The 22,760-nt window shown below is 61.6% G+C and carries 21 protein-coding genes; 15 read left to right on the top strand and 6 right to left on the bottom strand.

The genetic code is table 11. The features are described 5' to 3' along the window. Positions 1 to 4 precede the first annotated feature (4 nt). The 5 genes from B0D78_RS04185 (at position 5) to B0D78_RS04165 (ending at position 5,500) form a co-directional block, all read left to right on the top strand. The gene (locus tag B0D78_RS04185; RefSeq protein WP_078015735.1) at positions 5 to 1,492 is read left to right on the top strand and encodes an ABC transporter substrate-binding protein; all 1,488 of its coding nucleotides are present in this window, start codon (positions 5 to 7) and stop codon (positions 1,490 to 1,492) included. Between the two features lie 106 nt (positions 1,493 to 1,598). Beyond that, a complete protein-coding gene (locus B0D78_RS04180) occupies positions 1,599 to 2,573 on the top strand; it encodes an ABC transporter permease (RefSeq protein WP_078015734.1) in 975 nt (324 codons plus the stop codon). After that, positions 2,574 to 3,485, top strand: coding sequence for an ABC transporter permease (locus tag B0D78_RS04175; RefSeq protein ID WP_120372325.1), 912 nt, complete (start codon positions 2,574 to 2,576; stop codon positions 3,483 to 3,485). It begins immediately after the preceding gene. An 18-nt stretch (positions 3,486 to 3,503) separates the two neighbouring features. Further along, the gene (locus tag B0D78_RS04170) at positions 3,504 to 4,487 is read left to right on the top strand and encodes an ABC transporter ATP-binding protein (protein ID WP_078015733.1); all 984 of its coding nucleotides are present in this window, start codon (positions 3,504 to 3,506) and stop codon (positions 4,485 to 4,487) included. A 2-nt stretch (positions 4,488 to 4,489) separates the two neighbouring features. After that, complete coding sequence (locus B0D78_RS04165; RefSeq protein WP_078015732.1) at positions 4,490 to 5,500, top strand: ABC transporter ATP-binding protein; 1,011 nt, start codon at positions 4,490 to 4,492, stop codon at positions 5,498 to 5,500. Between the two features lie 286 nt (positions 5,501 to 5,786). Here the strand turns inward: B0D78_RS04165 and B0D78_RS04160 are convergent, their stop codons facing one another. From B0D78_RS04160 to B0D78_RS04145, 4 genes are all read right to left on the bottom strand, one after another. Continuing rightward, positions 5,787 to 6,506, bottom strand: coding sequence for a GntR family transcriptional regulator (locus B0D78_RS04160; RefSeq protein WP_078015731.1), 720 nt, complete (start codon positions 6,504 to 6,506; stop codon positions 5,787 to 5,789). A gap of 202 nt (positions 6,507 to 6,708) precedes the next feature. Further along, positions 6,709 to 7,077: a hypothetical protein gene (locus tag B0D78_RS04155; protein WP_078015730.1), complete on the bottom strand. Its 369-nt coding sequence runs from the start codon at positions 7,075 to 7,077 to the stop codon at positions 6,709 to 6,711. Beyond that, positions 7,078 to 8,151: a 23S rRNA (adenine(2503)-C(2))-methyltransferase RlmN gene (gene rlmN / locus B0D78_RS04150; RefSeq protein ID WP_078015729.1), complete on the bottom strand. Its 1,074-nt coding sequence runs from the start codon at positions 8,149 to 8,151 to the stop codon at positions 7,078 to 7,080. It abuts the gene before it with no gap. Between the two features lie 157 nt (positions 8,152 to 8,308). Further along, positions 8,309 to 9,400, bottom strand: a complete 1,092-nt coding sequence (locus B0D78_RS04145; protein WP_078015728.1) for an aminotransferase class I/II-fold pyridoxal phosphate-dependent enzyme — start codon at positions 9,398 to 9,400, stop codon at positions 8,309 to 8,311. Positions 9,401 to 9,731: 331 nt separating this feature from the next. Here B0D78_RS04145 and B0D78_RS04140 point away from each other — a divergent pair, with 331 nt between their 5' ends. The 4 genes from B0D78_RS04140 to B0D78_RS04125 all read left to right on the top strand — a co-directional run bounded on the left by B0D78_RS04140 (position 9,732) and on the right by B0D78_RS04125 (position 14,040). Next, a complete protein-coding gene (locus B0D78_RS04140) occupies positions 9,732 to 10,631 on the top strand; it encodes a radical SAM protein (protein WP_078015727.1) in 900 nt (299 codons plus the stop codon). After that, positions 10,628 to 11,665, top strand: coding sequence for a radical SAM protein (locus B0D78_RS04135; RefSeq protein ID WP_078015726.1), 1,038 nt, complete (start codon positions 10,628 to 10,630; stop codon positions 11,663 to 11,665). The genes B0D78_RS04140 and B0D78_RS04135 overlap by 4 nt, the downstream gene beginning before the upstream one ends. Next, positions 11,646 to 12,473: a lipoate--protein ligase family protein gene (locus B0D78_RS04130; RefSeq protein ID WP_078015725.1), complete on the top strand. Its 828-nt coding sequence runs from the start codon at positions 11,646 to 11,648 to the stop codon at positions 12,471 to 12,473. Before B0D78_RS04135 ends, B0D78_RS04130 begins: the two co-directional genes overlap by 20 nt. Before the next feature lie 304 nt (positions 12,474 to 12,777). Further along, the gene (locus tag B0D78_RS04125; RefSeq protein ID WP_078015724.1) at positions 12,778 to 14,040 is read left to right on the top strand and encodes a lactate racemase domain-containing protein; all 1,263 of its coding nucleotides are present in this window, start codon (positions 12,778 to 12,780) and stop codon (positions 14,038 to 14,040) included. Between the two features lie 165 nt (positions 14,041 to 14,205). Here the strand turns inward: B0D78_RS04125 and B0D78_RS04120 are convergent, their stop codons facing one another. After that, entirely contained in the window at positions 14,206 to 14,805 is a 600-nt protein-coding gene (locus B0D78_RS04120; RefSeq protein ID WP_078015723.1) for a hypothetical protein, read from the bottom strand. Between the two features lie 437 nt (positions 14,806 to 15,242). Between B0D78_RS04120 and B0D78_RS04115 the strand changes: the two genes are divergently transcribed. The 6 genes from B0D78_RS04115 (at position 15,243) to B0D78_RS04090 (ending at position 21,842) form a co-directional block, all read left to right on the top strand. After that, complete coding sequence (locus B0D78_RS04115) at positions 15,243 to 16,109, top strand: DMT family transporter (protein WP_158606280.1); 867 nt, start codon at positions 15,243 to 15,245, stop codon at positions 16,107 to 16,109. A 25-nt stretch (positions 16,110 to 16,134) separates the two neighbouring features. Beyond that, entirely contained in the window at positions 16,135 to 17,769 is a 1,635-nt protein-coding gene (locus tag B0D78_RS04110) for a PucR family transcriptional regulator (protein WP_078015721.1), read from the top strand. 167 nt (positions 17,770 to 17,936) lie between these two features. Then, entirely contained in the window at positions 17,937 to 18,683 is a 747-nt protein-coding gene (locus B0D78_RS04105) for a DUF5058 family protein (RefSeq protein WP_078015720.1), read from the top strand. Between the two features lie 24 nt (positions 18,684 to 18,707). Beyond that, complete coding sequence (locus tag B0D78_RS04100; RefSeq protein WP_078015719.1) at positions 18,708 to 19,391, top strand: hypothetical protein; 684 nt, start codon at positions 18,708 to 18,710, stop codon at positions 19,389 to 19,391. Positions 19,392 to 19,456: 65 nt separating this feature from the next. Then, the gene (locus B0D78_RS04095; RefSeq protein ID WP_168169998.1) at positions 19,457 to 20,650 is read left to right on the top strand and encodes a M20 metallopeptidase family protein; all 1,194 of its coding nucleotides are present in this window, start codon (positions 19,457 to 19,459) and stop codon (positions 20,648 to 20,650) included. 1 nt (position 20,651) lies between these two features. Next, positions 20,652 to 21,842, top strand: a complete 1,191-nt coding sequence (locus B0D78_RS04090) for a M20 metallopeptidase family protein (protein WP_078015717.1) — start codon at positions 20,652 to 20,654, stop codon at positions 21,840 to 21,842. A gap of 141 nt (positions 21,843 to 21,983) precedes the next feature. Here B0D78_RS04090 and B0D78_RS04085 read toward each other — a convergent pair whose 3' ends face one another. Then, entirely contained in the window at positions 21,984 to 22,709 is a 726-nt protein-coding gene (locus tag B0D78_RS04085; protein WP_078015716.1) for a sulfite exporter TauE/SafE family protein, read from the bottom strand. Positions 22,710 to 22,760: the final 51 nt, after the last annotated feature.

Here is a 22,760-nt window from a genome sequence, read left to right as displayed (position 1 = left end):
AATCATGAAAAAACTTTTCGCAATGGTTCTGTGCGTCGCGTCCCTGTCGGGACTGTGCGCTGCGTCTGCCCCCGCGGCTTTCAAGGACACGATCACGATGGTGAATGAGTTGGAGCCGGACACGCTGGACCCGCGGCGCGGCAACGGCATTTCCAACAACATCGTCATGACGCTGATCTACGACTCGCTGGTGGATCTTGACCGCGAGGGCAAGGAGATTCCCCGTCTGGCGACGAGCTGGGAGTTCATCGACGGCACGCACCTGAGGATGCATCTGCGCCGCGACGTGGTGTTTTCCAACGGATACCCGCTGACTGCCGAGGACGTCCTCTTCAGCCTGGGGCGCACCAAGGACGATTCCACTTCTTATTCGACGATGATCTGGTACGACGAGAAAAACTCCAAAGCCGAAGATCCCTACACGGTGGTCCTGGCCATGCATCAGCCTTACGCTCCCGTGTTCAACGTGCTGGCCAGCGGACGCTGCTGGATCGGCTGCAAGAAAGCCATGGAGGAGATGGGCGAAAAGGATTATGCCCGAGCGCCCGTCGGTTCCGGCGCTTACAGGCTGGTCAAGTGGACCAACGGCGCCAGCATGCTGTTTGAGCGGAACGAAAAATATTGGGGTACGCCGGCGAAGACCAAAAATGTCCTGCTCAAATTCGTCCCCGAGCCCGCTTCTCGCGTGATCGAGCTGGAGACCGGCGCCGCCGACTTCGCGTTCTACATCAACGGATCCGACATCGACCGCGTCAACGCGATCGACGGCTGCCACGTCGAATCGGGACGTTCCGAAAAATATTATCTGATCACGATGGCCATGAACCACCCGATTCTGTCGAATCAGAAAGTCCGTCACGCCCTGTCGTATGCCGTTGACATTCCCGCTTTGGCCGACGCGGCCTTCGACGGCCACGCTCACGCCATGACGGGCGTATATCCCTCCATCGTCGAGGGCTGGAAGGATATGGGCGGCTGGGAATACAACCCGGAGAAAGCCAAGCAGCTTCTGGCCGAGGCGGGCTACCCCAACGGCTTCGACGTCGAGCTGCACCTTCTGCCCGAGGCGCTGTATCAGCAGATGGGCGAGATCGTTCAGGCGTACTGGGCAGCCGTCGGCGTGAACGCTCGCATCGAACAGAGCGCCCTGGCGACCCGCGAGGCGCAGGGGCCTTGGGAGGCCTCGATCCGCACGGCGACGGCCAACGAGATCTCCAATATCCTCATCATTTACGAGAAAGAGTTCGGTTCGCGCCTGGCTCCCAACGACATGAAACTCGACGGCATGCTCAAAAAGTTGAAGACGTTGTACGATCGGGAGGAACGGAAGGTCCTGCTCGGCGAGATCCAGGATTATCTCTATGAGAAACGCTATTCCATTCCCTTTGCCGAAGCCGACACGATCTTTGGCGTCAGCGACAAGATCAAAAACTTCGTCATGCCTACGACGATCTTCCGCGTCAACGTCAAGGACTGGGAAGTCGAAGAATAGCATTCGCGTCTCGTCTTCACGCGCCATGATTGGGCAGCCGGACTCTTCCGAAGGATCCGGCTGCTTTTTAGAATGAGTATTTCACGAGGAAGGGGAAATCCGGCGTATGCTCAAATTCATCGGCAAACGCGTCCTGATGATGGTTCCGGTCATGCTGGGCGTCGTGCTGCTGGTCTTCAGCATGATGTACTTTTCTCCCGGAAAGCCTGAGGATTACATCCTCGGTGACATGGCGACCGTAGAGGACAAGGCAAAATTCCGGGCTGAAAACGGCTTGAACGATCCATTCATCATCCAGTATTTCAACTATATCAGGAAAGCCCTGACGGGGGATCTGGGCATTTCCTACACGACGAAGCAGCCTGTGGTCACCGAGATCATGAGCCGCTTCCCGACCACGTTTCAGCTGGCTTTTTTCAGCACGTTGATCGCGGTGGCTCTGGGGATTGTCACCGGCATTGTTTCGGCGGTCAAACAGTATACTGTGTGGGACAATATCTGCCGCGTGCTGGCCATGATCGGCGTGTCCATGCCGAATTTCTGGCAGGGCCTGCTGCTGATCATTCTCTTTTCGGTTGTTCTGAAGTGGTTCCCGTCGTCGGGATTCAGCAGCTGGAAACATGTGGTGCTTCCGGCGCTGACCATCGGTACTTCCTCGGCGGCGGCCGTGATGCGCATGACCCGTTCCAGCATGCTGGAGGCCATCCGTCAGGATTATGTGCGCACGGCTCGTTCCAAAGGACAGTCTGAAGTGAAAGTCGTCTGGCATCACGCCTTCCGCAACGCGATCATTCCCGTCATGACGGTGGTGGGCGTCAACTTCGGCAAGATGTTGGGCGGCGCGGCGATCAGCGAGGTCGTTTTCGCCATCCCCGGCCTGGGGAACCTGATCATCGGCGCCATCAAGGTGAAGAACGCGCCGCTGGTCCAGGGAGGCATCATGTTCATCGCTCTGGCCATGTCGGTCGTCAATCTGATCGTCGACGTGCTTTACGCTTACGTGGATCCGCGCATCCGTTCGCAATATCTGAAGCCGCGGCGGTCGCGTCTCGGCAGGAAATCGGCAAAGGGGGGAGCGTAGATGTCAGGGATCGAGAACAAAACAGCGGCGTTCGAAGATCTCGCCGGACTCGAAGAAATCTCCATCAGCAGCCGCGGACAGCTGAAAGACATTTGCAGACGCTTCCTGAAGAATCGAGCCGCCGTGCTCGGCCTGGTCATCATCGTCATCCTCGTCGTCTGCGCTCTGTTTCCCGGTCAGATCAGCGGATTCGATTATGCTCGCCCCAACCTTCGCATGCGTTATCTGCCGTTGTCGGCGGAGCACTGGATGGGGACCGACGAGCTGGGGCGCGATATCTTTACCCGCGTGATCTGGGGCTGCCGCACGTCTCTGACGATCGGACTGAGCTCGGTCGTGATCGCCTGCGTCATTGGCACGGCGGTGGGCTGTGTGGCTGGATTTTACGGCGGTTGGCTTGACAACGTGCTGATGCGCTGCATCGACGTGCTGCTGGCGGTTCCCAACTTGCTGCTGGGCATCTCCATCGTGGCCGCGCTGGGGAACAGCATTCCCAACCTGATCCTGGCCATCGGTCTGGGGCTGATGTCGAGTTTTGCGCGCGTCACCCGCTCGGCCGTGATCACGGTACGCGGCGAGCAGTATATTGAAGCGGCCCGTTCCACGGGGGCCTCAAATCTGCGCATCATCTGGAAATATGTGCTGCCGAACGCCATGGCGCCGATCATCGTCCAGGTGTCCATGGGCATCGCGACGGCGATTCTGACCATTTCCGGTCTGAGCTTCATCGGTTTGGGAGTGCCAGCGCCGACGCCCGAGTGGGGCGGCATGCTTTCCACCGGCCGTCAGTTCATCCGCGACCACTGGAACCTGATCACGTTCCCCGGAGTGGCCATCATGATCACGGTGTTCGCCTTCAACCTGTTCGGCGACGGTCTGCGCGACGCGCTGGATCCCCGTTTGAAATCCTGATGAGCGGAGGCCGACACGATGAGTGAAAACGACAAGAACCTCCTTGAAGTCAGAGATCTGACGATTCATTATTTCGTCGATAAAACGGTGGTCAAAGCGGTCAACGGCATCAGTTTTGCCCTGGCGCAGGGAGAATCTCTCGGCCTGGTCGGCGAAACCGGCGCCGGGAAAACCACGACGGCTCTCGGCATTATGCGTTTGGTCCCCAATCCTCCCGGGCGTATCGTCGGCGGCTCTATCCTCTACAAAGGGGAGGAGCTCTGCAAGAAATCCGAAGAGGAGATGCGCAAGATCCGCGGTCACGAGATCTCCATGATCTTTCAGGATCCGATGACGGCGCTGAACCCCGTACTGACCGTCGGCGACCAGATCGCCGAGGTCATCGGCCTGCACCGGAAGATCGCCAGGAAGGAAGCGCTGCGCAAGGCCATGGAAATGATGGAAATGGTCGGCATCGAGGGCGGACGCTGCCACGAATATCCCCATCAGTTTTCCGGCGGCATGCAGCAGCGCATTGTCATCGCCATTGCGCTGGCCTGCAATCCTTCGCTGCTGCTGGCCGACGAGCCGACGACGGCGCTGGATGTGACGATCCAGGAACAGGTGCTGCACCTCATCGAAACGCTCAAGAAGCGTTTCGGCACGTCGTTGGTGCTGATCACCCATGATCTTGGCGTTGTGGCCGAAGTCTGCGATCGAGTGGGCATTGTCTACGCCGGAAACATCGTGGAGTACGGCACGCTGGAGCACATCTACAACCATACGTCGCATCCCTATACGCAGGGACTGTTCGGCTCGATCCCCAACTTCGACAAAAAAGTTCGCCGCCTCAAACCGATCGCCGGTCTGATGCCCGACCCCGCCAACCTGCCCGACGGATGCGTATTCGCCGCCCGTTGTCCGGAGGCGAGGGAATCCTGCCGTCACGGCGTCATTCCCAACGTGGAGATCGCCCCCGGCCATTTCGTGCGTTGCCTGAACTTTGCGGGCAGAGGGGAGTAGCCATGTCTGCGATCCTTGAAGTCGTCGATCTGAGAAAGTATTTCGAGACGCCCCGCGGTCTGCTGCACGCCGTGGACGGCGTGTCCTTTGCCATCGAACGGGGCAAGACTCTCGGCGTCGTGGGCGAATCGGGCTGCGGCAAATCCACGTTGGGGCGTACCGTGATCCATTTGCAGGAACCGACATCCGGCACGATCGTCTTTGAAGGGCGGGACATCAGCCGCGTTGACGAACATCGGCTCAAAGATCTGCGCGAAGACATGCAGATGATTTTTCAGGATCCCTTTTCGTCGTTGAACCCGCGCATGTCCGTCGGCCAGCTGATCGCCGAGCCTCTGCTGATCTATAAGAAACACGGAACTGAGCGCGAACTGGCGCGTCACGTCGCCCGACTGATGGATACCGTCGGCCTGGCGCGCCGCCTGGCGAACTCGTATCCCCACGAGCTCGACGGCGGACGCCGGCAGCGCATCGGAGTCGCCCGCGCCCTGGCGCTGGAACCGAAGTTCATCGTCTGCGACGAGCCCGTGTCGGCGTTGGACGTGTCCATTCAGGCGCAGATCATCAACCTGATGCAGGATCTTCAGGAAGCCATGAACCTCACCTATATGTTCATCACCCACGACATGTCGGTGGTCCGCCATGTTTCCGACGATATCATGGTCATGTATCTGGGCAGCATGGTGGAGTTTGCCGATTCGGAAGAAATGTTCAACGTCCGTCTGCATCCCTACACGCAGGCCTTGCTGGCCGCCGTCCCCATACCGGTGATCGGAGCGAAGAAGGAGCGTTCGTTGCTGAAAGGCGAGATCACCTCGCCTGTCGGGCTCGGCGACGGATGCCGTTTTGCGAAACGCTGCCCTCATGCCGAGGATCGCTGCTTTCGGGAAACGCCCAGGCTCGACGAGCTCCGCCCCCGCCACTTTGTCGCCTGCCACCGGGCGCGGGAAATCAATCGGCTGAGTTTGGACAAGCGTTTGGAGCTTAGACCGGAAAGGCTGGACTTTTCGTAAAACCTTGTAATACTATTTCTTGATAAAAAGCGTTAACATAGTTTGCCGGGCGCTGCGAGGGAGTTCAGTCGCTCAGGACTCCCTCGACCGCTGCGCGGTCTGCGCGGCTCGCTTTGCGAATCTCCCTCGCAGCGCCCTTGGGTTCGGCCTTTTAATTAAGAAATAGTATTAATTGAGAAATAGTATAAAATAACTGTTGGGATGGCGTAAACGTGACCGTTTGCGCCATCCCAACAGTTTTAAGGCGTGCTTTACGCGTGCCGGCAGAATGCCCGGATTACGAGCGTCAATAGTTAAGCGTGGAATCCATCTCGTATTCCCATTTTTCAGTAAAAACGTATTGATTGCTCACCCACACGGCTTTCCTCTGGTTGTCGGAGAAGAAACGACGAACTCTTAGAACCGGCGTGTGTTCAGCGACCTGCAAATAATCCGTGATCTTTTTAGGCGGGATACGAACGGCAAGTTTCTCGTGAACGCGGCAGATCATGGTGTTGAATTTAGAGGTCAGCATCTCCTTCATGGAGATAAAATCTCCTGCCGCTTTGAAAATGGAGAGGTCAAAACGCTGCGGAAGATAATGTTCAAAGACGAAGACGGGGGTTTCTTCGATACATTGGCTGCGGATCAAATAAGTCGTTTGCTCCTTTTTGCCCAAATTCAGGAAGGTTTGGATGTCCCGATCGTGCGGGACCTTCAGGGAGATCTCCAGCGTTTGGGTTGAAAGCCGGTCCCAATACTGCTCATACACGTTCACAAAGCCTGTGGCGGTAAACCAAGGGTGTGTGCGCACCTGCTTGGTGACAAAAGTCCCCTTGCCTTGGAGGCGGAGAACGAGCCCTTCGTTTTCGAGCGCCCCCAGAGCCTGTCGTACCGGGGCGCGGCTGGTGCCGTAAATTTTCTCGAGATCGGCCTCTGTCGGCAGCATTGCCCCCGGCTTATAGAGTCCTTCGCAGATCTTGTACTGTAAATCGCGATAAATTTGATAATAAAGAGGTATAGTCATTTCATTGTCTCCAGAAGTGTGCGATAGTTTCCCCTCTCATTATCGATTTTTGAAATAATAAGTCGGGGCCTCAACTGACGTGTCGCTGTTCAGTGATAATGTCATGCTGTTTCTTTATTGATTCGGGGCGAACTCAAGACGTTGCGAGGAAAATCCACAAAGCGAACGGCGCAGCTCGCTTCGCGGGGTTCCCGCGCGGCCCTCAGCGCTGCGTCCGGTCCAGTTCGGTCCAGCCGAAATCCGCCGCTTCAGGCTGCCAGCGCAGCAGCAGCGAGGAATCGGCAAGGTGCACGACGGCCCAGCACGGCGCGACGAAACAGAGCTGGACGTTTCCGGGCAGATCGGGACGGGCCGCGCGCAGAGACTTCTCCAGCGCCGCGCGGTTCAGGCGGTCATTCCATCGTGGTTCGGGAGCCATCAGGCGCATCTGCGCCGCCAGTTCGGCGGAATCGCGCGTCACTTTGCCGCTGCGGGCGACGACGCCCCAGAGGACGACGGTGCAGACGACGAGCGCCAGCGCGGCCGCGAGCGCCATGACCTTCGCCGACGGGCCGAGAGGATTGGGCTTCATTTAACTGACCGTCTTGCCGCGCAGCTGCCCGCAGGCGGCGTCGATGTCGGTCCCATGCTCCTTGCGCATTTCGCACTCCACGTTCAGCTCTTTGAGGATCTTCATGAACGGCGCGATGCGGCTGGCCGAAGGGCGGGCGAATCTTGTGCCGGCCACGGGGTTGTAGGGGATCAGGTTCACGTAGACCTGCAGGTTCGAGAACAGCGTCGCCAGCTCGTAAGCGCAGTCCGGCGTGTCGTTGACGTTCTTGAGCATGACGTACTCGATGGTGAGGCGCACGCCGGTCTTCTGCTGCCAGTATTCGAGCGCGCTGAACACGGCGCCGAGCGGGAAGCGCTCGTTCACGGGCATGATGCGCGACCTCAGCTCGTTGTTGGGCGCGTGCAGCGACAGGCACAGGTAGATGTCCAGCCCTTCGTCGGCGAGGCGGCGGATGCCCTCGGGGATGCCGGACGTGGAGATGGTGACGTGCCGCACGCTCAAGCCCCGCATCTTCGGCTCGAGGAACATGCGCACGGCTTTGACGACGTTCTCGTAATTGAGCAGCGGCTCGCCCATGCCCATGAAGACGACGTTGTTGATATCGTGCCCGACGTCGGACTCCATGGCGGCGAAATGCGAGACGATCTCGCCGGCGCTGAGGTTGCGCCTGAAGCCCTGCTGCCCCGTGGCGCAGAACCCGCAGCGCAGCGGACAGCCGACCTGCGAGGAGATGCAGGCCGTGTAATGGTTGCCGTGGTCCATCAGCACCGACTCGACGTACTCGCCGTCGTCGAGCCGCCATAAGTACTTGCGCGTGCCGTCGGCGGCCGTCTGCCGCTTGGCCAGTTTCGGCAGCCGGATCTCCAGCAGCTCGGGCAGACGCTCGCGCAGCGCTTTGGACAGGTTGGTCATGGCGCCGAAGCTGAAAACTTTCTTCTTGTAGATCCACTGGCACAGCTGATCGGCCGTGTAGCGCGGCATGTCCAGCTCTTCCTGCACGAAACGCTCCCAGTCGGCCAGCGTCATCTCGAAAGCGCTGCGCTTCGCCGCGGCTTCGGGCGCGTTCGTCACGTTCAGTTCGTCGTTTTCCATTTTCTTTCCCTTTTCCTTTCATGAAGGCCGGCGCTTCCCCAAACGGCAAAGCGCCGCGCGGCCTTTCGATTACGAAAAGCATAACAGTTTTATTTCCCGCTGACAAGGCCGCCGTTCGGCGCGCAAAGAAAAAGACGCCCGAGGGCGTCCTCTCGCTCTATTGCCCCGCGTCGATCCGTTCCATGGCCGTCAGGACTTTTTCGAGGCGAGGCCCGATAGGCACGCGCAGGCGCGCCGCGTTGCGCCCCGCAAAGCCTTCGCAGGAGACGGCACGCACGCCGCGGCGGGCGAACTCGCGCACCAGGTCGACGTTCGAGTCGGCGTGGACGACCATGCAGATCGCCACGCTGTCGGTCGTATGCGCGAAAGAAAGATGCCGCCACGGCCGCATCAGGCTTTTTTTCGCGGCGGCGGTGCGGGCGCGCAGCTCGTCCAGGAACTCCGGTTCGCTCAACGCGGCGGCGGCCACGCGGCGCGAGAGCGACGACACGGCATAGGGATTGGAAAGGGTGTTCGCCGCCGCGGCCAGCTTGGGAGGCAGGAGCAGGTAGCCGGCGCGCAGCCCCGCCAGCCCGAATCCCTTGGAGAAGGAACGGGCGACGAGCAGGTTGTCGTACGCGTCGAACAGGCTCACGGCCGAACGCCCGCGCGGCACGTAATCGCCGTAGGCTTCATCGACGAGCACGCAGACGTTCGCCTCCCGCGCCGCGGCGAGGATCTCCTCGAGCGCGGCGGGCGGGACCGCCTGTCCCGTCGGATTGTTGGGATTGTCGAACGCCGCCAGCTTGAAGCGCGGCGACAGTGCCGCCGCAAAACGCGCGGCGCTGAAACGGTAATCCTCCTCCGCTTTCAGCGGCACCGTCTCAAAAAAGCCGCCGTGCAGACGCACGTCGGCGCCGTACTCGAAAAACAGCGAAGCGCCACCCAGCACGCGATCGCCCGGTTCCAGAAACAGCCGGTTGACGAGATACAGACCGCTGACGGAGCCTTCGGTGAGGACGATGTTTTCGTTTCCCAGCGCGGCATGATCCTTCCAATAGGCGGCGATCGCCTCCTTCAGTCCGTTGGCGTGGGGATACGACGCGCACATGTTGAAATCGAGCGCCGCGAAGGCCCGACGCGCCGCCGGCGAAGCCAGTTCGACGTTGACGCCTTCGCCGCAGTCCACTTCGCAGGGCGGCGTTTCCGTTCCGAGCGCGTAGCTGACGCGGGGCTGGTTTCTGACGGTGCGGGTGATGCGATATTCCATGGCGTCCTCCTGAAAAACGTTGATGTGCACATTATAGTACGGCGCCGACGGAAATCAAAAACGTTCCGCCGGATCATGCGTGACCGCCAGCGGAACGTTCAATACCCATTTCTCGGACAAAAAGCCGGACACGAGGGCGCTGCGAGGGAGATTCACAAAGAGAGCCGCGCGGACCGCGCGGCAGTCGAGGTAGTTCTGGGCGACTGAACTTCCTCGCAGTCCCCGGAAAACTATGTTGACGCTTTCTATCAAGAATCAGTATGAGAGGAGAGCGGCCGTGCTATAATAAATAAAATGTTTCTGCAGAGATATGACTGAAAGGAACGCCGCCATGACCGCCGACGAATTGACAAGACTTTCGCTAAAAGCAAGGGCCGCGGTCGAGCGCGCTTGGAACACGGCCCGCTCGCATTTTCCGCCGCAGCTGATCTGCGATCGTCCCGGCTCCACGCTCGCCGTTTCGCTTACAGGCGCGAAGTGCGCTCTCAACTGCGCTCACTGCGGTGGGCACTACCTCGAGGGGATGACTCCAATTGAAAAAATTGAAGCGGCTCTCGCGACGGGGCGCTATACCAGCTGTCTCCTTTCGGGCGGATGCACGCCGGCCGGCAAGGTTGAAGTCGCCCGCCAGGAAAAACTCGTAATGCGGCTTAAGAGCCGCGGGCTGAAAATCAACGTGCACGCCGGCCTCATCAGCCAGGCCGAGATCGACGTTTTAGCGCCGCTCGCCGATCGGATCTCATTCGATATGGTGACTGACAATCGGACTATCCGTGATGTATTTGGTCTGACGCGTACCGGAGATGATTATATTGATACTTATCGCCGGCTGCGCGCCGCTGGAGCCCGGGTCGTCCCTCACATTTGCGTCGGCCTCTGGGGCGGTCAGGTGCGTGGCGAATACGACGCGCTGCGCGTGCTCGCCGAACTTGGCGCTGACGCGCTGGTCTTTATCGTTCTCATACCGACCCCCGGCACGGCTTTTGCCGACCGCCAGCCGCCTCCGCTTGAGGATGTCGCGAACGTCTTTGCCCGCGCGCGGGAACTGTTCCCGCGCCAATCGATCAATCTTGGATGCATGCGCCCGGCAGGACGCTACAGAGCCGAACTTGACACGCTTGCCGTCGCCAGCGGCCTCAACCGTCTTGTGAATCCCACGCCGCCGGCGCTGCGCCTGGCGCGCTCGCTCGGCCTTGAGCTGATCGACCGGAAGGAGTGCTGCGTATTGTGAAGATACGTCTGTCAATCGGCACCGCAGCTGTTCTTGGTCTTGCGCGTCTTAAATCCGACGCGCTTCCCACCACAGCGTATCTGATGGATACGGGCGGCAGATGCGCGCACAATTGCGCGTTCTGCGCTCAGGCGCGAGAGGCCGAAACTGGAGAAGATCATCTCTCAAGGGTTATCTGGCCGGTTTATGACTTAGGAGACGTTCTCAGCGGCCTTATCACCGCCGCTCGAGGCGGGACTATTCGCCGTGCGTGCATTCAGGTTACCCTGAACGCCGGTTCCTTTGAGCGCACCCTCGTTATTCTCAAAGCCGTGACGAACGCAGTATCGCTCCCCGTCAGCGTCTCGACCAATATCACCTCCGCCAGCCAGGTCGATCGACTGATGGGAAGCGGGGCGGCGCGAGTAAGCATTGCGCTTGACGCCGCTACTCAATCCCTTCATGATCAGGTGAAAGGCACGGGCTACGCTCGCAAGGTCCAACTCCTGACCGAGTGCGCGAGGCGCTACCCCGGCCGAATCACCACGCACTTCATCGTCGGTCTTGGAGAGTCGGAGGAAGACGTGATCGCCGCGATACAAAACATGCACGACCTGAATGTCACCGTGGGGCTTTTCGCCTTCACGCCTCTGCGCGGCACGCGCATGGCGAAGTGCCCGCCCCCCGAGGCCGGACGCTACCGTCGCGTTCAGCTGGCAAACTGGTTGATCAAAACGAAACGTCGGCGCGTTTCCGACATGTCTTTTTCGAATGGGCGACTCTCTGGCATTGACGGAGACATAAAAGAACTGCTGTCAGTCCTATCCTCCGGCGAAGCGTTTGAGACGGCGGGATGCCGCGACTGCAACCGTCCTTACTACAACGAAAATCCCGGACACGGCGTGATGTACAACTACCCTCGCCCGCTGAAAAACTCAGAGGTCATCCAGGCCTTGAAAGAAACGCATTTATTTGCTCAGACAGACCTGAACGATCTGACGCCCGTCACCGGCAAGGAAACAAGGAGGTGCCCTCATGAAATGGCGATTCATTGATACCAAAATCCATTCGGGCGCGTGGAACATGGCGATCGACGAGGCCGTTATGACCTGTTGCGCCGCCGGACGCGTGCCGCCGACTCTTCGTTTTTACCGTTGGGGGCCTCCTGCGCTCACGCTGGGGTATTTTCAAAAGGCCGAACGCGACGTGAACTTCGACGCCTGCGCTCATCTCGGCATCGACGTCGTGCGCCGTCTCACCGGCGGCCGCGCCGTTCTTCACGACCAAGAATTGACCTACAGCATCGTTATGCCTCATGAGGGGTGCCCGTTGCCCGACAGCATCACTGACTCGTATCGCGTGCTTTCCAGAGGACTGGCCGAAGGCTTTCGGATACTCGATTTGCCCGTAACGATGAGTCATCCGGCGCCGAGAAGCGGTAAACCGGGAAGTTCCGCGGCCTGCTTCGACGCCCTTTCGGTCTGGGAGCTTGAAGCGGACGGCAAAAAAATTGTTGGGAGCGCCCAAGCCCGTCGCTTTGGCTCCGTACTCCAGCATGGTTCAGTGCTCAACGACCTGAATCCGGAGATGCTTTTTGCAACCATGAAGGACGAAAACCCTCGGAGATTGGAACGGGCCAAGGCGACGTTTCTTGAAAAAGCGACGAGTATACGCCATCTCACTGGCCGCCCGCTTCCGTGGAACGAGCTCTTTGACGCGTTCAAAGAAGGCTTCTTCATCGCGTTGGAGCGCGATCTGGACGCTCATTTCGTGGAAGACGACTTGACTGACGACGAGCTTTCGTTGGCGGAGGACCTGATCGAAAATAAATACGCGACGCGCGATTGGAACCATCGCCGCTAAACGCATGAAGCGCCGCATTCCCCAACGCAGGGAATGCGGCGCTTCATGCGTATCAGATCCAGTTCAGTTGAAATGCAGGTGCAGCGCGCTTTGATACTATTTCTTGATCGAAAAAACCGAACACGAGGGCGCTGCGCGGCAGTTCCGAGCGGCTGAACTCCCTCGCAGCGCCTAAAAAACCATGCTAACACATTCTATCGGGAATCAGCGTTATGTACAGAAATTTATTTTTGAAATGATGATTGACCTTTTAGCTCAAATGAGACTATAATGAGACAAAATTTTCTGTCGCAAGGAGTCCGCCATGAAAACTTACGAGGTGAAGATGGGCCGCGGCGTGCAGCGCTGGCAGAGCCCGTATGACTATATCGTCCCGCAGCCGCGCGGCCGCGGCCTGTGCGGCGCGTCGTGCTCCGTCGAGGAGGCGCTTGACCGCCCCATCGGTTCTCCCTCGCTGGAAGAACTGGCGAAAGACTCCCGCCGCATCGCCATCGTCGTGCCCGACGTCACGCGCGGCTGGTGCCGCGCCCCCGAGATGAACGCGGCGGTAAGAAAACGCCTTGCCGTCAACAAATCGGCCGAGGTGACGTGGATCGTCGCCACGGGACAGCACCGCGCCGTGGAAGAGCGGGACAAAGAACTGGTCTTCGGCGGCGCGATGATGTCCGGCGACCGCTGGCTCAGCCACGACTGCGAAGACGTCGTGGACACGGGGCTGGTCACGCCGCTGGGCACGCCGGTCACGCTCGATCCGGCCTTCGTCGCCGCCGATCTGGCGGTGCTGGTGGGCGGCATCACGTTCCACGACATGGCCGGCTTTTCGGGCGGGCGCAAGATGATCATGCCCGGCGTTTCCGGACGCCTTTCGATCGTCAAAAATCACAACCACTGTCTCAAAGACGGCGGACTGAATCCCGCCACCGACAGCGGCCTGCTGGAACACAACCCGATGGCGCAGGATCAGCGCGCTTACGCCGATCTGGCGCTGCGCGGCAAAAAATGCTTCGTCCTCAACACGATCGCCGACAGCGTGGGCGAGCCGGCGGCGTGGGTGGCGGGCGACATCTGGCAGGCGTGGGAGGCGGGCTGCGAGACGAGCCGTTCCTTCGCCTCGCTGTGGATCCCGCGCCGGGCGGCGCGCGCCGTCTCTTCCTGCGGCGGCTTTCCGTTGGATCTCGATCTTTACCAGGCCACCAAGGCGCTGTTTTCGCCGCTGGCGGCCCTGGAGCCCGGGGCGCCGATCGTGCTGGTCGCCGATCTGGAAGACAGCCTCGGCCCCGGCGATTTCGAGGCCTCGCTGCGCAGTTCGCTGCACGACGCGTCGGCCTTTATGCGCCACATGGAAACGGCGTTCACGATCCCCGGCTACATCGCCCTGCGCACCGTGCTGGAAATGCGGGGACGCCCCGCGGCTCTGGTGACTTCGCGCGAGAACGTGCCTTTTCCCGGGCAGGTTTTCCGCGACATGCAGTCGGCCGAAAGGTGGCTGCAGGAACAGTCGGGAATGAACGGCCTGTCGATCCTGGTCCCCAGCGGCAACGCCGTCCACGTCCTCGCCGCGGAATAAGCGCGGGAACGACGAGTGCGGATGACTGGCGCACGATCCAGCCATCCGCACTCGTTTTTTGCTGACGGGGCGCGCCGTGTCCCGGGGACGGGGCGGCGCTCATGCGCTCTTTACGGGGCGCGCTTTTTCGACAGGCGTCCGGGCGCCGGGCCTCCGCCGCCGGTTTCACTGGCCGCCGGTCGGCGTTCGTTCGGCGGCGATCTTCGCTTCGGCGAAGCGGAGCGCGGCGGCGTAGCTTTCCCGATCGGGACAATAGACGCGCATCAACGTGCCGCGTTTCCCCTTGAGCAGGAGGACGCGCAGGGAACGCAGCTCGGCGGCGCGGGTGACGTCGCCCCAGCCGACGTGTTTTTCGACGCTGCGCGCGGAGAACGGCGGCGGCTCGATCGGATAGCAGAGGCAGTGGAGCGCTTTGCGCGACAGCGCTTTGGGATAGCACTTGAGGTTGTCGCAGTGCGCCCCCGTGCGGTCGAAGCGGTAGAGCGCGGCGTAGCGGTTGCGCATGACGAGAAAACAGACGACCGCGTAGAAGATCGCGAGCAGGACGCAGAAGTCGAAGGCGACGATGGCGCCGCTCCATACGTGGGCGGCGGTAACGAATCCGTCGAAGTAAAACTGCGCGGCAAGCAGCACCAGCCAGGCGAGCAGGAAGGCGACCACGAGGATCGAAGCGAAGTCGAGCAGGATCAGCGGATTGGAACCGACCGGCACGCCGACGCGCCAGCTCAGCTCCGGTTCCTGCCGTTTCGTGACGGGAGAAGGCATTTTTTTATTGAGCCCCTTTTTCTGAAAGATAAACCCCCGCGCGGCAAAAAATCCTGCCGCGGGGGCTTTTTTGTCAAGCGTCCACGGGCACTGTAATGCTATTTCTCAATTAATAAGGACGGGCGCCCTGCAAACTCTGTTAATGCTTTTTGTCAAAAAATAGTATAACACAGCCGCCCGTCCCTTTCCACGCAAGAGCGTCGCCCGGCAAAAGGAAGCCGTTTTTTTCGCTTTTTCAAAGGACGGGCAAAATAAATCAGGTAAGGTCAATGCCTTAAATCGCAAAATTTGCGCGAGCGCTCCCTTTTTGAGGAAAGTCCGTACGTCGGGAACGGCCGGAGCCGACGGATGGGGGCGCTGCGAGCGGCGAATGTGGTATGATAAATTGCCTCCGCGTGGGGACGCAAATTCTTTTACAGAGGAACGGAACTTTGATCATGGCCAGACACTATCTTGCGGTCTTGACGGCCGTCGTTTTTTGGGGAGCTTCGTTCATCGTCACGGCGATCGCCTACCGGACCATCGCGCCGCTGCAGCTGGGGCTGGTGCGCTCCGCGCTGGCGGCGCTGCTTTTTGCCGGTTGCAGGGCTGTGACGGGCGGCCGCGGGCGGCCGGCGAACAAGGATCTGCCGGCAATCGCTCTGAGCGGTTTTTTCGGCGTGACGCTCTATTTCTCCTTTCAGAATCTGGGGCTCGACATGACCTCGTCGTCGCACGCGGCGCTGATCGTGGCTTCCTATCCGGCGATCACGGTGCTGATGGAGTGCGCCGCGCGCCGAAGGATGCCGCCGCTGCGTCAGGTCGTCGGGATCCTCGTCGCCATCGCGGGAGTGGCGCTGCTGACGGGCGCGGCGGTGTCGCGGGGCCCGCGGGAGGCTCTGGGCAACTGGCTGCTGATCTCCACGGGCATCGCCTGGGGATTCTACAATCTGATCACTCAGAAGGTGGCGGGTCGCTATCCTGCGTCGATGCTGACGGCCTGGCAGATGCTCTTCGGCGCGCTCTTTTTCGTGCCGTTCGCCGCGTTCGAGGGGCGTCCCTGGATCATGCCGACGGTCTCGTCGGGGGCGGCGATCCTCTTTCTGGGCGTGTGCTGTTCGCTGCTGTCTTATCTGTTCTACAATTATTCGCTGACGGGGCTTTCGGCGTCTGCGGCGGCGCTGCTGAATCTGGTGCCGGTGGTGGGCATCGTCTGTTCCTGCCTGGTGCTTCATGAAGCGGTTTCCGCGCGGCAGATCCTCGGCGGGCTGGTGATCGTCGCCGGGGTGTGGCTCAGTTCCGCCGCGGCGAAATCTACAGGCTGAAGCGGCGGTCAAGGGGGAGAGGGAAATGGCTGTAACCGTACGGGACATTCTCAACATGCCCGAGTTCAAGGGCTTTCGCCTGCTGGGCGGAGCCGGCGGGCTGGGGCGCAAGGTGCTGCGCACGACGGTGGGCGACGCGCCGGACTGCTATAAATGGTCGCAGGGCGGCGAGTTCGTGATCACCTCGGGCTATCCGTTCCGCGATCTGGAAAACGTGGAACAGCTGATCCGCGGTTGCTGCGAGTCCGGCACGGCGGCCCTGGGCATCAAACTGGGGCGTTACATCGACAGGCTGCCGCCGCAGGCGCTGGCATTGGCCGATAAAATCGGTTATCCGCTGATCTCCATCCCGCTGGAAATGCCCTTCGCCGAGATCCTCCATCCCGTACAGTCGCGCGTCATCAGCGATCAGGCGCATCTGCTCCGCTATTCAAGCACCGTGCAGAAGGCCTTTTTCGACCTGAACGTGCAGTGCGCGAGCCTCGAGGATCTGCTGGAAACGCTGCGCAATTTCACTCATCTCAACCTGGCGCTGCGCTGTACGGAAAGTTCTTTCGACCGTCTCTGCGCCGACGCAGGCCCTTTCCGGGAAGCGCTGGCGTCGCTGCCGCTGCCGGAAGTGCTGAAGCGCTATCCGTGGGAGAAAATCGCCCTCTGCGGCGAGTCCGCTTCCGCCTGGCTCGTTTTCGACGCGGAGCCGTCCCGGCTGCGCGAGTCCTGGAACGAGATCCCCATCACCCAGGCCAAGGGCGCGCTGCTGCTGTTCTTCCAGCGCTGGAGCTCGGGCGCGCAGGTGGAGCGGCGTTACCGCAACGAGTTCGTCATGGACATCCTCATGAACAACCTGCGCCTCAAGGACGAAGTGTGGAACCGCGCCCGTTCGTTCGGCTGGGATCTGGGCGGCGCCAAGAAAGTCGTGGTCTGCGACATCGACGACTACAAGAACCGCCTCACCCGCGCCATGGCCGCCGGGCAGGGGCCGGCCGTCCTCGAAGAGTCGAAGGGGCGTATCTTCGCCGTCTGCCGCGAGTTCATCGGCCGCATGGAAAAGCACGTGCCCTACGCGGAGATGAGCGACTCGGCCGCGTTTATCCTTTCCTCGCGGGGAATCTTCGAGGAAGAGCAGCGCCAGTTGGAATGCATTTTGACGCCGATGATGGAGCAGATCGCCGCGCAGACGGGCTTTTCCGTCACCGTGGGCGTCAGCGGCCGCTGCGGCGACGTGTTTCTCTGCTGGAAGGGCTACAATCAGGCGCGCATGGCGCTGGAGCTGACGCGGCGGACGGCCGGCGGCAACCGCATCGCCTGGTGGAACCGTATGGGCGCGCCGCGCGTGCTCTGTACGACGCTTCAGAATCCGGCGGCGCGGGAATTCGTCGAGGCGCAGCTGGGGCCGTTGCTGCGCTGCGACGCAGAAAAAAAGGAAGACACGCTGCGGCGCACGCTGGAAACGATGATCGCCTGCAACTGGAGCGTGAAGAAAAGCGCCGCGGCGCTGGGGCTTCATTACAACACGCTCAAATATCGCTGGGGAAAGATCTGCGCCCTGCTGAGCGAGGATTTTTCCAGCAGCGAAAGCCGTTTCTGCGTGGAATTGGCGCTGAAGATGAAACAAATGGACGATTTTGGTGAAGAATCTTTGTCTGATAAGTTCATTTAGACGGGAATCATTGTTTCGAGAACGGAATATTAAAATTTCATGATCGTTTTTCGTCGTGAAATAACGATGAAAAGAAAAACAAGAATTTGGATAATGGTCTCGGCGCTCGAAAGTCACGCTTTCGCGGCGCGGAGATCATTTTTATTCTTTAATGGGGAGGTTTTGTGATGCCGCAGGAAGTTTTTCAGGTAGCGAACAACGCGGTGGTGTGGTTCCTCTGCTTTATCGTCGTGGCGGTGGCGCTGATCCAGTCGCTGCTCTACATCCGGCTGTCGCTGAAGGCGGCCGACGCGATCGGCTTCGAACGGCGCAACGTGTACAAGGGATTGTGGACGGGCGCGGTCTCGTCGGTGGGGCCGTCGTTCGCGGTGTTCCTCGTCATGGTCGGCCTGATCAGCGCCGTGGGCGCGCCGATCGCGTGGCTGCGCTGCTCGATCATCGGCTCGGCGCCGATCGAGATGACGGGGGCGATGCTGGGCGCTCAGGCGTACGGCGTCGAGCTCAACTCGGCCCAATACGATCTCAACGCGCTGGCCGCCTCGTGGTGGACGATGTCGGTCAACGGCATCGGCTGGCTGATCGTGGCGGCCGTGCTGACGCCTCATCTGGAAAAGGTGCGCGCCAAGTTCGGCGGCGGCGACGCCCGCTGGCTGGTTCTGATCGCCGTGGCGGCGACGACCGGCTGTTACGGCTATCTCAGCGCCGACACGATCGGCAAGGCGCTGCGCAATTACCGCAAGGCGCTCGCCGCGGGCGGCTCGGGTATGGCCCCGCTGCAGCCGATGATCGCCACGATCGCCGCCGGCGTCGCCATGGCGGTCCTGATCCGCGCCTCGAAGAAGCGTCCCAAACTGCGCGAGTACAATCTCGGTCTGGCCATGCTGGCCGGCATGATCGTGGCCGCGTTTTTTTGATCGCGGGAAGAAAGGGGAAAACTCATGTCTGACAAACTTTCGGCTTTCGGCGGCGTGTGGAACCGTCCGGCCCGCGGCATCGGCGTGACGACGCTGTGGATCGTGATCGCGGCCTGCTTCTTCCCGAACCTGTACCTTTATCTCGTCCACGGCGCGTGGCCCGGCTGGGGCGCGGCGTTCCAGGCCTGGCTGATGATCGTCTCGATCTGCGGCGCCGTGTACTTCATCGAACCGATCTCCTACTTCCCCGTGCTCGGCGAAGTGGGCATCTACATCGCCTTCCTGACGGGCAACATCGGCAACCTGCGCGTGCCCTGCTCGGCGGCGGCTCAGGAAGCCGTCGGCACCGAGAGCGGCTCGCCCGAGGCGCTGATCGTTTCCACCGTGGGATTGACGGGCTCGGTGGTCGTCAACCTGTTCTTCGTCACGCTGGCGGCGCTGGCGGGAGCTTCGGTGCTCTCCGCGCTGCCCGCCGGCATCGTCGCGTCCTTCAAGAGCTGCGCCGTGCCGGCCGTTTTCGGCGCCATGTTCGTTTCCTGCGTCATCAAGGAACCGCTGCTGGCCGTTCCCGGCATCGGCATCCCCGGGCTGCTCTTCGCCAGCGGCAGGCCGGCGCTGCAGCATCCGGCCACGCTGATCCTCGGCGCCGTGTTCGGCACGATCATCACGGCGCGGGCGCTTTACAAAGCCGGCATCATCAAGAAGTAAATTCGCCGTTCCGCCTGTCCGTCCCGGGCAGGCGGAATTTCATGAAAACTAAAGGAGAGTACGCAATGGACACTGTTTTGAACGAGGCCCAGGCGCTTCAGGAACAGATCCGCGGCTGGCGGCGCGAGCTCCACGCCTTCCCCGAGGTCGGGCTGGAAACGCCGCGGACGGAAGAATACCTGTGCCGCCAGCTCGACGCCATGGGGGCCGAATACCGCCGCGGCGTGGGCGGCCACGGCGTCGTCGCCGTGGTCAGGGGAGCGCGGCCGGGCGGATGCCTGATGTTCCGCTGCGACTGCGACGGCCTGCCGATCCGCGAGGAATCGGGCGAATCGTTTTCGTCGCGCAACGAAAACATGCACGCCTGCGGGCACGACGCCCACAGCGCCATGGGGCTGGGCGCGGTCAAGCTGCTGCTGGCGCGCCGGCGCGAACTGAACGGCGCGGTCAAGGTGCTGTTCCAACCCGCCGAGGAGATCGGCGCGGGCGCGAAGGCGATGATGGCCGGCGGCTGCCTCGAAGATCCCGTCCCCGACGCGGCGTTCGCGATCCACGTGTCGATGGGGTCGGGCGAACGCAAAAAAGCAGGCTCCTTCCACTTCATCAAGGGCGCGGCGCTGGCCTGCATGGACAGGTTCGAGATCGACCTGACGGGCAAGGGCAGCCACGGCGCCATCCCCGAGATGTCGCGCGATCCCGTCGTGGCGGCGGGACGGATCGTCACCGGAGTGCAGACCATCGTCAGCCGCAACGCCTGCCCGATGTGCCCCTCGGTCGTCTCCGTGTGCCAGTTCGAGGCCGGCGAGACGTCCAACGTCATCCCCGAGACGGCCCGTCTGGTGGGCACGGCGCGCACGCTGTGGCCGCAGACGCGCGACCTGATCGAACGGCGCCTGGGCGAGATCGCCCGCCTGACGGCGGAGAGCATGGGCGTGAAAGCCGGCGTGAAGTACACGCGCGGCGCTCCGCCCTTGCTGAACGACGAACGGGTGATCGGCGCGGCGCACAAGACGGCGGCGGCGCTGTTCGGCGACGAAAACGCGCTGTTCGTGAACGAGCCGATGCTGGCCGGCGACGATTTCGCCTTTTACACGGAACATGTTCCCGGCGCCATGGCGTTCCTCGTCGTGCCGCCGCCCGACGGACCCGCGTACAACATGCACAACTGCCATTTCCGCATCGACGACCGCTGGCTGTGGCGCGGCACGGCGCTGTTCGCGGCGCTGGCGCTCGAGTGGCTTGCGAAGGAGGGCGAATGACATGAAAACGATCCTTGACGAAGCGAAAGAGCTCAGTTCCCAGATCGTCGCCTGGCGGCGCGAGCTGCACCAGTTCCCCGAGCTGGGGCTGGAAACTCCCCAGACCGAAGCCTACATCTGCGCGGCGCTCGATTCGCTCGGCGTGCCGTACCGCAAAGGCGTGGGCGGTCACGGCGTCGTCGCCCTGATCGAAGGGCGTCCCGGCAAGTGCTTCACCTGGCGCGCCGACTGCGACGGCCTGCCCGTCGTGGAACAGACGCCGGTGGACTACGCCTCGAAAAACGGCTGCATGCACGCCTGCGGCCACGACACGCACGCCGCCATGGCGCTGGGCGCGGCATCCTTGCTGATGAAACACAAAGACGAACTGAACGGCACGGTGAAGATCCTCTTCCAGCCCGGCGAGGAGACCGGCAACGGCGCCAACGCCATGATCGCCGACGGCTGCCTCGAGAATCCGCACACCGATTTCATCGTCGGCCTTCACGCCGGTTCCATCGCGCCGCACGACTGGCCGGCGGGCACGTTCGGATTCTATCCCGGCGCGTTCATGTCCTTCCTCGACAGCTGGCAGTGCACCATCACCGGCAAGGGCGGTCACGGCGCCTTCCCGTCGCTGGCCGTCGATCCCGTGCTGATCGCCGCCCGCGTCATCGACGCCTGGCAGAGCCTCGTCAGCCGCGAACAGAGCGCCACGAAGCCGATGGTCCTGTCGGTCTGCAAGGTGCGCACGCCCGGCGCGGCCTTCAACATCATCCCCGACACCTGCGTGATGAACGGTACGGCCCGCGCCCTTTCCGAGGAGGAGCGCTGCCGCATCGAAGAGCGCATGAGGAACATGGCGGAGCTGATCGCCGAGGCGTCGGGCGCCACGGCCGAGCTGGTCTGGACGCGCGGCGCCGCCAACCTGGTCAATGATCCGGCGGCGACCGAAGAAGTCGTCGCCATCGGGCGCGAACTCTTCGGCGACGAAGCCTTCCTGCGCGTGCCGCTGCCCACCACGGGCGGCGAGGATTTCGCCGGCTATCTGCTCAAGGGGCCGGGAACCTTCCTGCTCATGTACACGCCTTCGTCCCACGGCCCCACGCCGCAGCACAGCCCGCGCTTCGAGATCGACGACAGCATCCTCTGGCGCGGCGCCGCCATGGCCGCCGGCAGCGCCATGACGTGGCTGGCGCGCCACGGCCGCTGAGATTCCGCGGCGACAAAAAACGGTTCTCCGGCATGACGAATGCCGGAGAACCGTTTTTTTTGCGAAAGCAAATGTTCCACGTGGAACAACCGATCGAGAGCGCAGCGCGGAAACGCTTTCGGGCGGAAGATGATTTTTTTCTTACTTGAAGAGCATCAGGAGCCCGGAGGCGATCAGATAGCCATAGACGAGCAGGCGCAGACGCTTGGGGTCGAGACGGCGGAAATTTTTCCCGCCGATCCAGGCGCCCAGCAGCAGCGAAACGAGGACAAGTCCGTACGCGCGGATCGTGGCAGCGGTAAAGGCCCCGTTGCGCCAGCGCATGAACGTGGTGATGCAGGCGGTGAAGCAAAAATGAGCGTTCAGCGAAGCGCGGTATTCGTCGTTGCTGTCGGTGGCGGCCAGCAGGTAGAGGGCCATGGGCGGGCCGCCGACGGAAAAGAGCCCCGAGAGCGCACCGGCCAGCGCGCCGGCGATGGTTCCGTTGCGCGGCGTCGGCCTGATGCGGAGGCGGCCGCTGAAGAAGATCGAATAAACGCCCAGCGCGACCAGCGCGGCGCCGAGGCTGCGAACCATGAACCCGTCGGCGGCGCCGGCGGACAGCTGCACCGACAGAGCCGCAAAAACAAGCGCCGTCAAAGCGCAGGGCAGCACGGTCTTCCAGCGGATGTACCTGAAGCTGCTGGCGGCGACAAAAACGGCCGTCGTCGAGCCGCACAGGCCGGAGAGGGCGACCGCCTGCGCGTAGGGAAAGAGGTAGGGCAGCAGCGACATGTTCACCGGCCCGTAGCCGAAACCGCAGACGGCCTGGATGACCGCGCCGATCAGGCTGACCGAAAAGGCTGCGGCGAAAGTAAGAGGCGGCATGAAGAAAACTCCTTTTTAAAGGGGAATGTATCCACTTTACGCTTTTCGGCG

Source organism: Pyramidobacter sp. C12-8 (genome assembly GCF_002007215.1).
Lineage (GTDB): Bacteria > Synergistota > Synergistia > Synergistales > Dethiosulfovibrionaceae > Pyramidobacter.
This window is presented reverse-complemented; position numbering and strand designations above follow the sequence as displayed.